General features: G+C 36.5%; 13 protein-coding genes. 6 read left to right on the forward strand and 7 right to left on the reverse strand.

Features of this window, described 5'->3' with window-relative positions; translation table 11 throughout:
• Positions 1 to 86: 86 nt before the first annotated feature.
• A complete protein-coding gene (gene mutY / locus DSM00_RS10585; RefSeq protein WP_128757981.1) occupies positions 87 to 1,169 on the reverse strand; it encodes an A/G-specific adenine glycosylase in 1,083 nt (360 codons plus the stop codon).
• Positions 1,170 to 1,297: 128 nt separating this feature from the next.
• On the opposite strand from mutY, the gene DSM00_RS10590 reads away from it, so the two are divergent.
• The 3 genes from DSM00_RS10590 (at position 1,298) to DSM00_RS10600 (ending at position 3,990) form a co-directional block, all read left to right on the forward strand.
• Positions 1,298 to 1,594, forward strand: a complete 297-nt coding sequence (locus tag DSM00_RS10590; protein WP_028376886.1) for an HU family DNA-binding protein — start codon at positions 1,298 to 1,300, stop codon at positions 1,592 to 1,594.
• A 307-nt stretch (positions 1,595 to 1,901) separates the two neighbouring features.
• Positions 1,902 to 3,440 carry an Rne/Rng family ribonuclease gene (locus DSM00_RS10595; protein WP_128757982.1) on the forward strand — a complete coding sequence of 513 codons (1,539 nt, stop codon included), beginning with the start codon at positions 1,902 to 1,904 and terminating at the stop codon, positions 3,438 to 3,440.
• Positions 3,441 to 3,510: 70 nt separating this feature from the next.
• Entirely contained in the window at positions 3,511 to 3,990 is a 480-nt protein-coding gene (locus tag DSM00_RS10600) for a regulatory protein RecX (protein ID WP_128757983.1), read from the forward strand.
• A gap of 109 nt (positions 3,991 to 4,099) precedes the next feature.
• On the opposite strand, the gene DSM00_RS10605 is transcribed toward DSM00_RS10600, so the two are convergent.
• The 3 genes from DSM00_RS10605 to DSM00_RS10615 all read right to left on the reverse strand — a co-directional run bounded on the left by DSM00_RS10605 (position 4,100) and on the right by DSM00_RS10615 (position 7,355).
• Positions 4,100 to 4,960, reverse strand: coding sequence for a cupin-like domain-containing protein (locus tag DSM00_RS10605; RefSeq protein WP_128757984.1), 861 nt, complete (start codon positions 4,958 to 4,960; stop codon positions 4,100 to 4,102).
• Between the two features lie 18 nt (positions 4,961 to 4,978).
• On the reverse strand, positions 4,979 to 6,058 hold the full coding sequence (bioB, locus tag DSM00_RS10610) for a biotin synthase BioB (protein WP_394365800.1): 1,080 nt from the start codon (positions 6,056 to 6,058) through the stop codon (positions 4,979 to 4,981).
• 115 nt (positions 6,059 to 6,173) lie between these two features.
• Positions 6,174 to 7,355: a beta-ketoacyl synthase N-terminal-like domain-containing protein gene (locus DSM00_RS10615; RefSeq protein ID WP_128757986.1), complete on the reverse strand. Its 1,182-nt coding sequence runs from the start codon at positions 7,353 to 7,355 to the stop codon at positions 6,174 to 6,176.
• A 139-nt stretch (positions 7,356 to 7,494) separates the two neighbouring features.
• On the opposite strand from DSM00_RS10615, the gene DSM00_RS10620 reads away from it, so the two are divergent.
• Positions 7,495 to 7,938, forward strand: a complete 444-nt coding sequence (locus tag DSM00_RS10620; protein ID WP_128757987.1) for a cytochrome c oxidase assembly factor Coa1 family protein — start codon at positions 7,495 to 7,497, stop codon at positions 7,936 to 7,938.
• Here DSM00_RS10620 and bioA read toward each other — a convergent pair.
• From bioA to DSM00_RS10635, 3 genes are read right to left on the reverse strand one after another with little or no spacing between them, the layout of a single operon-like run.
• On the reverse strand, positions 7,935 to 9,200 hold the full coding sequence (bioA, locus tag DSM00_RS10625) for an adenosylmethionine--8-amino-7-oxononanoate transaminase (protein ID WP_128757988.1): 1,266 nt from the start codon (positions 9,198 to 9,200) through the stop codon (positions 7,935 to 7,937). The genes DSM00_RS10620 and bioA overlap by 4 nt on opposite strands.
• Positions 9,201 to 9,238: 38 nt before the next feature.
• The gene (gene bioD, locus DSM00_RS10630; protein WP_128757989.1) at positions 9,239 to 9,865 is read right to left on the reverse strand and encodes a dethiobiotin synthase; all 627 of its coding nucleotides are present in this window, start codon (positions 9,863 to 9,865) and stop codon (positions 9,239 to 9,241) included.
• A gap of 26 nt (positions 9,866 to 9,891) precedes the next feature.
• Entirely contained in the window at positions 9,892 to 11,088 is a 1,197-nt protein-coding gene (locus tag DSM00_RS10635; protein ID WP_128757990.1) for an aminotransferase class I/II-fold pyridoxal phosphate-dependent enzyme, read from the reverse strand.
• A gap of 243 nt (positions 11,089 to 11,331) precedes the next feature.
• On the opposite strand from DSM00_RS10635, the gene DSM00_RS10640 reads away from it, so the two are divergent.
• A complete protein-coding gene (locus DSM00_RS10640) occupies positions 11,332 to 11,847 on the forward strand; it encodes a DUF2975 domain-containing protein (RefSeq protein ID WP_128757991.1) in 516 nt (171 codons plus the stop codon).
• A 2-nt stretch (positions 11,848 to 11,849) separates the two neighbouring features.
• Positions 11,850 to 12,056 (forward strand): helix-turn-helix domain-containing protein, encoded by a 207-nt coding sequence (locus tag DSM00_RS10645; RefSeq protein ID WP_128757992.1) that lies wholly within the window; start codon positions 11,850 to 11,852, stop codon positions 12,054 to 12,056.
• Positions 12,057 to 12,098 lie beyond the last annotated feature (42 nt).

A 12,098-nucleotide genomic window follows, 5' to 3' on the forward strand; every position in this document is an offset into this window, starting at 1 on the left:
AAAAGTAATTAAAATTAAGTAGTTGCTCAACTAAAAAGGCGTTAAGGCTTTGCCATAAATAGATAGTAAAAAATAGATATTTGCAATTAATAGTTCTCAAAATCAAAACTTTCCATAAAGCGATCAATTACTCGTGGTACGGCATACTTCTTAAAATCTGCTATGGGTATTGTTTGAAGCTCACTAGTATCTGCGATTCGCACCACCCAAAACTTTACATTTAATTTCTGGTGCGATAATTTGTGAATTATAGGCTCATTAGATTCCAGAACAATAGATTTTATTTTCAAACTTTTAAAAGCTACAGAACCGGAAACACCTTTTAAAGAAAAAAGATCTAATTGCGCGATTAGCTCGGTCTTTTCTAAATCTACATCAGACTCTAATAACGGAAAATCAAACAAACCTTGCCATATCCCTTTTTCTTCTCGTTTTTGCAGAAGAGTGTGTGCACTTGGGGTTTTTAAGATTAGGTAATTAAAAAATCGATCACGTACTTTTGTTTTCCCTGCTTTATAAGGAAGGCTTTCTATTTTTCCTTGCTGAAAAGCAATGCAATCTGTATTAAAAGGACAATGTAAACAGTATGGATTTTTGGGTTTGCATTGCGTAGCACCAAACTCCATTATAGCCTGGTTAAAAGTCGCCGGATCCCGAACATCTATTAATTTTTGAGCAAGTGCCTTAAATTCTTTTTTACCCAGTGTTGAATCTATAGGCGTATCTATACCAAATATTCTTGACAGCACGCGATAAACATTCCCATCAACAACTGCAGTAGGCTCGTCAAAACATATTGAGGCAATCGCACTAGCTGTATAATCACCTACACCTTTAAGTTTTACAATCTCCTTATAAGTATCAGGAAAAATGCTATCATACTCATATGCTATTTTTTTAGCAGTGCTGTGAAGATTGCGGGCTCTGGAATAGTAACCCAGACCTTGCCACAATTTTAGTACAGTATCCTCATCTGCATCTGCGAGCGCTTTAATAGTAGGAAATGTACTTGTAAATCTAAAATAGTAGGGAGTTCCTTGCTCTACACGCGTCTGTTGCAGTATGATTTCTGACAACCAAATGTAATATGGGTCACGAGTTGTCCTCCACGGGAGCGCTCTTTTATTTTGTAAATACCAGTCAATTAGTTTTTTAGAGAAATTTAACACAAAAAATACCTTTTGTTCAATTTAGCCGTTTATGTAGTTATATTTTAATCTTTTACGCTTGAAATATTGATTTATTAATGTGTATATTTGCACCCTTGAAAATTTTTAACCCCCTAAAACAATAAATAATGACAAAAGCAGATATTGTTGCTAAGATTTCCGAGAAATTAGGAATTGAGAAAAATGATGTTCAGGCAACTGTTGAAACATTTATGACCGAAGTGAAGAATTCTCTGGAAAGTGGAGACAATGTTTACTTGAGAGGTTTTGGAAGTTTTATTATCAAAACACGTGCTGAGAAAACCGGCCGTAACATTTCTAAGAATACTACTATTAAGATACCAGCACATAACATCCCGGCATTTAAACCTGCTAAGGTTTTTGTAGAAGGAGTTAAGTCAAATGTATCAGTAGACGAAAACTAAACTATTAATTATTAAACCGAGCTCTTATGCCAAGTGGTAAAAAAAGAAAAAGACACAAGGTAGCAACACACAAACGTAAAAAACGTCGTCGCGCTAACCGTCACAAAAAGAAAAAGTAGTCTAGTACTACTTTTTCTGTTATTATAGCATTTGTTATAATAACCCAAGTTCATTGACATCTGAAGCAAATACATCTAAATATGCATTGCTTCAACCGATTACAAAATCCTGTGAAAATTAATGTTTAATCTTTTGCAGCAGAAAAACTGCTCGTCAGTAATATGCTGTGGATATAATTTAATGAAGCGTGAATAATGAATTAATCATTAGATCCAGTTCCACTTCAGTTGATTTTGCCCTTTTAAAAGATGGTAAACTAATAGAATTACATAAGGATGAGGAAGATAACCAGTTTGCAGTAGGAGATATTTTTATTTCTAAAATACGCAAAACGGTTTCTGGTCTTAACGCCGCATTTGTCAATGTTGGCTACGAGAAAGATGCATTTTTGCACTATCACGATTTAGGACCACAGCTTCCCACTCTTTTGAAATTTGTAAAACGTGTAAGCACAGGTAAACTCAAGGATTACTCCTTAAAAAACTTTCCTACAGAAAAAGACATTGATAAAAATGGTAAAATAGCAGATGCTATAAAATCAAATCAATCAATTTTAGTACAAGTAGTTAAAGAACCTATATCAACCAAAGGGCCCAGAATTAGCAGTGAGCTTTCAATAGCCGGAAGATATGTGGTATTAGTCCCTTTTTCAGACCGTATTTCTATTTCACAAAAAATAGAATCTAAAGAAGAAAAGGCACGTCTTAAACGCCTTATGCAAAGCATACGCCCAAAAGGATTTGGTGTGATTGTGCGTACTGTCGCTGAAGGAAAAATGGTTGCAGAGTTAGATAAAGATCTACAAAACTTGGTAGACCGTTGGACTGCCATGTCTAAAAAATTACACAATGCTCATTTACCCAGTAAAGTATTAGGTGAGATGAATAGAGCCTCTTCTATGTTAAGAGATCTATTTAATGACACCTTTACTGCAATTTGCGTAGATGATGAGACATTGTATTATCAAATTAAAGAATATCTGCAAGAGATTGCGCCTAATAAAGAAAATATCGTAAAACTACACCAGAGTAATGTACCTGTTTTTGAAAAACATGGCATTGAACGACAAATAAAAACTTCTTTTGGGAAGACGGTATCTATGAGTCGTGGGGCTTATTTAGTTATCGAGCATACCGAAGCTTTGCATGTTATTGATGTAAATAGTGGTAACCGTTCTAATAAAGCTAAAAGCCAAGAAGAAACAGCTCTGGAAGTTAATATGATCGCCGCTACAGAAGTAGCTCGCCAATTACGCCTTCGTGATATGGGCGGTATCATTGTTGTAGATTTTATAGATATGGGTAAAGCCGAAAATCGTAAAACCCTTTTTAATCATTTACGTGATGAAATGAGCGATGACCGTGCAAAGCATAAAATTTTACCTCCTAGTAAATTTGGACTCATACAGATCACACGTCAACGTGTACGACCTGAAATGAACATAAAAACCCGGGAAAAAGATCCTAACGGTGATGGTGAAATCGAAGCACCTATTAGTGTTGTAAGTCGCATACAAGCAGACTTAATAAAATTATTCAAAAAAGACTATAAAAAGATTACGTTACATACGCATCCTTTTATAGAAGCCTTCTTGACAAAAGGCTTCCCATCAGTACGTTCTAAATGGTTTATAGAACATAAAAAATGGGTAAAAATAATGCCAAGAGATGCTTACACGTATCTTGAGTACCGTTTTACAGATAAAGACGGGAAAGAAATTAGATAACTGAAATAACCCTCATCGTGCAAACGGTGGGGGTTTTTTGTTTTATATCTTTGACTTATTTTAATATTAAATGCAGCAACCTGTAAAAACATACACTGTAGAGCAAGCCAAGCGAAAGCTCGAAGCCTATTGTGCTTACCAAGATCGTTGCCATAAAGAAGTACGTGAGAAACTGCATCAAATGCGTATGATTCCTGGAGCTATTGATGAAATTATATACCATCTGCTTCAACACAAATTTTTAGATGAAGAACGTTTTGCACGCAGTTTTGCCCGCGGAAAATTTCGTCATAAGCAATGGGGTAAAAACCGCATTAAACAAGAATTAAAACAGCGTGATATTGGAGATTACCTCATCAAAAAAGCTTTTACCGAAATCCCAGATTCAGAATACATAGAAACCTTTGAAGAACTGGCTCAAAAACGTTTTGACCAGCTTATAAACGAAAAGGATAAATACAAAAAACGAAAAAAACTAGCCGATTACTTAATCTACCGCGGTTGGCCGGGAGACTGGATTTATGAGAAGTCAAAAGAGTTAATTCCTTAGTTTTATTTTCTTAGCGACTAAAAAAAATACAATTTTAGTGTTTTTACGCACAGAACCATCGCAGCCAAATTCACCAACTTTAAGGGAAACTTCAGAATCAGAAACTCATTTAAATACCGTGTGCCTTATGGGTTTCTGAAATAGCACGCTCATTTTTCTCATCAATCCATGCTTGTCCTTTTCTACGTCGCATTAAGCCATCAAAATGACGCATTATAAAGACGTTATAAACGGCGCGTAACAGATGTTTAGGCTTTCTAGGTAGCGAACGCAAACTCATACTAAAACCAGGCGTTACATACTTCATATAATGCCAGTATCCTTCGGGCATATATAAAGTTTCTCCGTGGTTGAGTTCGCAGATAAAGCCTTCTGCTTTTTTTAAAACCGGAAATTTATCATAATCCGGATTATCAAAATCAATATCTTCTCTGGTGATCAACGAGTGCGGAACTTTATATAAATTTTCGGTTTGATCCGGAGGGAATAAAACCACTTGCTTTTTTCCGTGAAAATGAAAATGCAAAATGTTTGCCCAGTCAATATCATAATGCATGAACACACGCGAATTTTCACCTCCAAAAAACACCATAGGAATCTGCTTAATTAAACGCAGGCCTATTTTAGGAAATTTGAAGTCCTTTTTTAACAAAGGAACGTCTTTCATGATATTATACAAGAAAATGCGATATGTGGTAGGCTCTTTCTTAAGCAGATCTATATAATCTGCCATTTTCATTTTTGCATGAGCTTGATTAAATCCATCTTCGTGAGTAACAGGACGATCATCGTACAATGGTACAGTACGATCTCCTGCCACATCTTTAATGTAGTCAAGATGCCATTTTGTATAAGCAGGCCAGTCTTCAATTAAATTCTCAATAACCACTGGTTTTTGAGGCTTTATGTAGTCTTTAATAAAATCTGCTCTGGTAATCGTTTTTACCCTATGTATTTTGGTAAGCTTCAAGTATATAACAAGTTAAAATTAAGCTTTGGCTTTTGCCTTAGCTTCTTCATTTCTGGGTATTGTATGACCCGGTCTAGACCATTTAGGCTTTTCGCCCATAGGAATATGTTTAGAATCTTGCGCCTCAACTGTTTCTGGCTTTGCCTTTTTAACAAATGGTGCCTGCGGATTTAAACCTAGTAATTCAAACATCTTCATATCCTCATTTACATCAGGATTAGGCGTAGTCAATAATTTATCTCCTGCAAAAATAGAATTTGCTCCTGCAAAGAAACACATTGCCTGCCCTTCTCTACTCATCTGAGTACGCCCGGCACTTAGTCGTACTTGCGTTTGTGGCATTACAATGCGGGTGGTTGCTACCATACGCACCATTTCCCAAATAGATATTGGCTCTATATCTTCCATAGGCGTACCCTCTACTGCAACTAAAGCATTAATAGGCACACTTTCTGGCTGTGGATCTAAAGTCGCAAGAGCAACGAGCATACCAGCTCTGTCTTCAACTTTTTCTCCCATCCCAATAATACCACCGCTACAAACAGTAACATTAGTCTTACGTACATTTCCTATAGTGTCTAATCGATCTTGAAAAGCACGCGTCGAGATTACATCTTTATAATAATCTTCAGAAGTATCTAAGTTATGATTATAAGCATATAAACCAGCTTCTGCCAGACGCTGTGCTTGGTTTTCGGTAATCATGCCTAGCGTGCAACATACTTCCATATCAAGCTTATTAATAGTACGCACCATTTCTAAAACTTGATCAAACTCTTCCCCATCCTTAACATTACGCCAAGCTGCACCCATACACACTCGTGAACTTCCTGCTGCTTTTGCGCGTAACGCTTGTGCTTTTACCTGCTGAACACCCATTAAATCATTTCCCTTGATATCTGTATGATATCTTGCGGCCTGAGGACAATAGCCACAGTCTTCTGGACAACCCCCAGTTTTTATTGATAATAATGTTGAAACCTGCACAGTATTAGGATCATGATGCAAGCGGTGTGTTGTCGCTGCTTCATAAAGTAATTCCATTAAAGGTTTGTTATAGATATCGAGAATTTCCTCGCGAGTCCAGTTATGTTTCATCTGTTTTATTTTAAGTCTTTAGTATAAAAAGTAGTTTCTTTTTTACTAAAGTCATTTTATAGCACTTGGAGATGTGTCAAAAATACTAAATCTGTTGTTTATAAATGTGAAAAAGCTAGGCTTTGCGTAACAAAATACTAACAGCATTGCCCCCAAAACCTACAGCATTTACTAATATATTATTTATTCGCTTAGGTTTAACCTGTGGTGATATGAAAGGCACTTCCTCATATTCTTGTGATTGCAGCATCTTTATAGCCAGATCGAGACTTAAAAGACCACTAGCACCAAAGGTGTGTCCTATCTTCCATTTATTTGTTGTTAATAACGGAAGCTTATCTTTAAATATTTTCTGAATCGCCATGTATTCTGAAGTGTCTCCCAGCTGTGTGCCAGGTGCATGCATTACAACTGCATCTATCTCATTAAGCCTTTTTTCAAAATCGCTTCCCTGAAAACTGGTTTTAGCATCCTCAATAGCCATTTTCATAGACTTTTGAAAGCAGGTAGCCTCAGCAGAAATAGATACCGCGTGTTTTAATTTTTCGGTTGCATAACCTACTCCTACTACGTAAGCTAAAGCTGTTGGTTTAATTCCAATTTCTAAACATACTGAAGCTGCTCCTTCTCCTAGAACCATCGTATTTTCAGCCTTATCCAGATCTAATGCAAGACATGGATAAAGGGAATCATTTTCTGCTCGACTATAGGTTTTCATCGCCCGCATTTGTGCAATTGTAAATGGAGTTAATGCGGCTTCACTACCTCCTACCATAAACTTATCACACATACCCGACTGTAACCAGGCAACCCCGTTAAGCAAAGAATGCAATGCAGTAGAACAGGTTATAGAATGTGAAATATCTGGACCCTCATTTTGTAAATCCTGAGCAACCCAAGAGGAAATATTACCTAAAGTAGTTGTAGGCGAAGCTAGTGTTTCACTCTTTCCATTTTCTAAGAAAGCACTATAGTATTTTTCAAAAAGCTGTGTGGCTCCTCTTGAAGACCCAATATTTATTCCAAAATCATTACTAAAATCCCATCCTGCAGATGCAATTGCTTTTCTTGATACATAAATCGCATATAATACAGATGCATCTAAGGCTAGATAATTGCGGTTTTCTTCACGTATCTCTTCTATAAGCTGTAGAACATCTGCCGGCAATTTACCCACCCATGCGTGTAAACTGCTATCAAACGATAAGTTATGATCTCCCTTATTTCCTAACAGTGATGTGTCTGCACCTGTTGCAGATATCGCAGAGATCCCCGTAATGGCAATTACTTGTTTCAATTTTATAAATTTTGATGAAAATTAGTTTTTCAACTATATTTCTAATAGTCGCAAAATTACCATATCACTTAATCAGAATAGCAAAAAATCAAGTTTTAAAAGATTTACTTAGATTCGTAGCATCATTAACACAGATTTTATGAACGAACTCAAAAAGGAAGAGCGCAGCTGGTGGTCACGCAACTGGAAATGGGTGGTGCCTACCGGCGGGTGTTTAACGCTAATAATTTTAGGTGTAATTCTCTTGGGAAGTGCCATTTTTGGATTTGTAAATAAAGTGCAAAGTAGTAGCGGTGGAGATGCTGCATTTGAAATTGTTAAAAACAACCCCGCTATAATTGAAGCACTTGGAGAACCCATTGAAAAGGCCGGATTTGGGAGCTTCCACGTGAATTACGAGAATGGTGCTAAAACTGCAGAAGCTAGTTTTCCAATTAAAGGCCCTAAGGGATCTGCTGATGTTGAAATAAATTCCTATGGCGATGGAGAGACTGTAACTTATGAGCTATTTCAAGTGACTATTGAGCATACTTCTCAAATTATAGACTTGAGAGAAAACCCACTTGAAAAAGCAGATTATTAAAATGTGTCTAATATTTTTTTAATAGCCGCATACACTTGATTCATTTGATCTTGCGTTGTCACATAAGGAGCTAAAATATAAATAGTTGCTCCTAAAGGGCGTAAATAAACGCCTTCTGCCATACACGCCTCATAAATGCGATAACGTAAATTCCCGTAACGTTCCATTTCTACGTCCAATTCAAGGGCAAAAATCACACCTTGTTGACGGGTAACACGTACTTTAGGGTGATCTTTAATTGCATCAGAAAATGCGGCATGCCAACTCTCAATTTCTTTTATATTAGATTGAATCTCTTCTGAAGTAAGCAAATCTATTCCTGCAATTGCAGTTGCACACGCAATAGGATTTGCAGAGTACGTATGCGCATGAAACAAACCTTTGCTTATATCGTCATCATAAAATGCATCATATATTTCCTGAGTACAAGTTGTGATTCCCATAGGAACTAAGCCTGCTGTTAATGCTTTAGAAAGGCACATTACATCGGGTTTAATATCTACATAATCTGAAGCGAAGAAGCTTCCGGTTTTTCCAAAACCCGTCATTACCTCATCAGCAATTGTGATTATCCCTAGTCTTTTACATTTTTCTAAAATAGGATTCAAATATTCGGCTTTATACATTTTCATCCCTGCAGCGCCTTGCACTAAGGGTTCGTAAATAAAACCGGCTAATGGAGTTTCCTGATGATATTTTTCTATCAGCTCAAGAATGTCACTACTGTTTTCGCCGTTAGGTAATGGAACACGCTTTACGTCAATAAAAAATGCTTCAAACGGACCGTTGTATACTGAAAGTCCACTTACAGACATTGCACCTAGCGTATCACCATGGAAACCTTCTTCAAAAGCCAATAGTGTTTTTCGGTCGTTACCCGTATTGTGGTGGTACTGCAAAGCCATTTTAATACCAATCTCTGTTGAAGTCGATCCATTGTCATTAAACATCAATTTCGCCTGATTGTTAGGCAATATAGCCATCAACTTTTCTGAAAGTTCTATAGCCGGTTTATGAGTAAAACCACTAAAAATAATCTGATCAAGCTGCTGCATTTGTTTATAAACACGATCGATTATAAAATCATTACAATGCCCATACATTGCCGTGTACCAAGAAGAAATAGCATCAATATATGCATTACCATCTTCATCATACAACAAGGCTCCTTTTGCTTTAATAATAGGTTTTGACTCCGGATGCAGTTTATGTTGCGTTAACGGGTGCCAAATGTGTTTTTTATCGCGTTCGATTAGATTCAAAATTCAAAGTTTAAAATTCGTACAAGCCTGCTCACAGTTTATTCCTGATGTAAACTTTCCTTTAAAAGTTCTGCATATTCATTAACCACCATTTTATCAAAATAAGGCTCTTCATCAATACGGCCAATAATCTTAACGCCACTCATTTTTTCAATTACAGCCTCAGTGGTGGGATGTTCAGCTCCACTGAAAAGAATTCCGAAAATGGTTTTCCCGGCTTGTTTCAATTTATCGATTGTAAGCAAAGTGTGATTAATACTTCCTAAATAATGTCTAGAAACTACAATCACCTTATCATCTGGTTCAATTAGATCAAGAATGGTCTCAGTTTCACTTATAGGAACTAACAAACCACCAGCTCCTTCTATCACTAAATTATTGATAGTTTCTGGTCGTCTAATTTCCGAGGAAGTGATATGAACCCCATCGATTGCAGCCGCAGCGTGCGGACTCATAGGCGTCTTTAAGCTAAAGGCGTTCTCATGAAAAACTGTCTTAGCGTTTGAGATAAATTCTTTAACCTTATGTGTATCTGAATACTCTAAATCTCCCGCCTGAATAGGCTTCCAGTAATCTGCTTCTAAAGCCTCAGTTACAATTGCCGAAGCTACTGTTTTTCCTACTTCGGTTGAAATCCCGGTTATAAAAAAGGTGTTTTTTGCCATAGTACTGCAAAGGTACTACGGGAAGATTAATCGGCAGAGAATCCCTTTAAAGATTTTGACAAGAGCTCGAGTACGTTTAGAATTTCATTTTGAGAATTATAGCTGTGTAAACAAAAACGCAAGCGCTCTTGACCGGCTGAAATTGTAGGAGAAAGAATTGCTTTAACATCAAACCCGGCTTTTTTAAGCTGAAGTGAAATTCTTTTAACGGTATCGTTTCCCGGAATGATCGCGCATTGTATTGCAGAGTCGCTCGAGATAAAATACGCTTGAAGGTTTTTATTTTTGACTACTTCCCTGAAGAACTGAATGGTTGCGTCGAGCCTAATTATATCGGATTGAGGCATTTTTGCCTCATGCTCCATATGTTCATAAGAAGCTAAAATAGTCGCTACAGAATGCGGCGGTAATCCTGTGGTATAAATTAAACTTCTGGCAAAATTAACGAGATAACTTTTTATTTGATTAGACCCTAAAATTGCTGCGCCGTGACATCCCAATGCCTTACCAAATGTTACAAGAATAGCAAATACGCGGTCTTGCAATCCTAGCTGATGAACTAATCCATAATTAAAAACACCAAGTGCGTGTGCTTCATCAACAATAAAATTGGTTCCATGCTTTTTGCTTAAATCTGCCATAGCTTGTAGGTTTGGACTATCGCCGTCCATAGAAAATACCGATTCAGTGACCATATAAATTTCAAACTCAGCTGACTCTCCTGCACTTCTCGACTGCGCTCTAAGTGATAGTTTTGATTCTAGATCTTCCAAATCATTATGCTTAAACTTGTAGGCTTTTGCATTGCTCATTTGTATACCATCACGAATGCTGGCGTGAATAAATTCATCATATAAAATTACATCACCACGCTGTGGCACACTACTGAAAAAACCCACATTAGCATCATAACCGGAATTGAAAATCAACGAAGCTTCAACTTGATGTATTTGTGCTATAAAATCTTCTGCTTGTCGGTATAGCTTGTGATTACCAGAAAGTAACCGCGAACCGGTCGCACCGTTTTCTTGCAGGTTTTGTTCTTCTAAAATTTCGCTTGCTCGAAAAAATATTGTCTGATTTTTAGAATATCCCAGATAATCATTTGAAGAAAAATCAACATTCTCTCCAGATTCCTCTAAATGATGAGAAGAGCCTAATTTACGTAACGCATTGGCTGCACTCCGCAGATCAAGTTTTGCCTGTAATTTTTTAGGTAGCATCACGTAAAGATACATCCTCATCCAAACCCTCCAAAGAAGGGTAGAAGGATATTTTAATTTACAAAAAACTGAAAAAATTATTGTTTTTCAATAATTAAACTATATTTGTTATCGTATAACGATAATAATACTATTATAAAACTGAAAAAGTACTTTTTATTATAGCCGCTTCGATGGTATTAATTTTCTTTTGAATGGCTTTTTTGCTGATAGAATAAGTATTTGTATAACACATTATTAAAAATGAAACTAAACAAGTTATTTAAGCTCCTTATTGATCTGGCTTTTTATTTGATGATTCCCATAGTGGTATTTTTTCCTGGAACTATTTTGTACATCCTAATTTTTCCTGAACAAAGCATTATTAATGTAAATATTCCGTTTACTGAAGATGGTTTTGGAGGTAAAGCACTCTTATTTATAATTCTATTTTTTGCACTTTTCCTGCTATTTTTTGCAGGTTTTTACCATTTGAGGAAGTTTGCTGCCCTGCTGTTCAAAAACAAGCTCTTTTCTAAAGAAGTTATTGTAAGCACTAAAAAAACCGGACAGTTTTTTACAGCTTGCGCATTAGGCTCGTTGGTTTTTATAGGAATAAATTCCTTACTTACGATTAAGAGTGAATTTAGCATCACCTTTGGCACTTCAAACTTCAACCTTCTTTTATTTCTTTTGATCATAGGAGTACTGTTTTTACTACTTAGTGATGCTTTTGCAAGGGCCTTAAAGCTTAAAGAGGAAAACGATTTAACCGTCTAGCTATGCCCATAATCATCAACTTAGATCAAGTTTTAGCAGAGCGCAATATGAAGAGCAAAGAACTAGCGGAAATCGTAGGTATAACCGAAGCCAATCTTTCAATTCTCAAGTCGGGCAAAGCAAAGGCGGTGCGGTTTTCAACTTTAGAAGCGATTTGTAAAGCATTAGATTGTCAGCCCGGGGATATTTTAGCTTATTCAGAAGATTAATTTTTAGATCTGTTTAAGTACTTTTAAAGTTCATTCTTAAAT

It is taken from the genome of Leeuwenhoekiella aequorea, assembly GCF_004104375.1.
Taxonomy (GTDB): domain Bacteria; phylum Bacteroidota; class Bacteroidia; order Flavobacteriales; family Flavobacteriaceae; genus Leeuwenhoekiella; species Leeuwenhoekiella aequorea.

Bases quoted from the DNA above. Each gene is read 5' to 3' on its own strand.
- DSM00_RS10590 (WP_028376886.1), top strand. From the start codon at position 1,298: ATGACAAAAGCAGATATTGTTGCTAAGATTTCCGAGAAATTAGGAATT.
- DSM00_RS10600 (WP_128757983.1), top strand. From the start codon at position 3,511: ATGCAGCAACCTGTAAAAACATACACTGTAGAGCAAGCCAAGCGAAAG.
- bioB (WP_394365800.1), bottom strand. From the start codon at position 6,058: ATGAAACATAACTGGACTCGCGAGGAAATTCTCGATATCTATAACAAA.
- DSM00_RS10620 (WP_128757987.1), top strand. From the start codon at position 7,495: ATGAACGAACTCAAAAAGGAAGAGCGCAGCTGGTGGTCACGCAACTGG.
- bioD (WP_128757989.1), bottom strand. From the start codon at position 9,865: ATGGCAAAAAACACCTTTTTTATAACCGGGATTTCAACCGAAGTAGGA.
- DSM00_RS10635 (WP_128757990.1), bottom strand. From the start codon at position 11,088: ATGCTACCTAAAAAATTACAGGCAAAACTTGATCTGCGGAGTGCAGCC.
- DSM00_RS10640 (WP_128757991.1), top strand. From the start codon at position 11,332: ATGAAACTAAACAAGTTATTTAAGCTCCTTATTGATCTGGCTTTTTAT.
- DSM00_RS10645 (WP_128757992.1), top strand. From the start codon at position 11,850: ATGCCCATAATCATCAACTTAGATCAAGTTTTAGCAGAGCGCAATATG.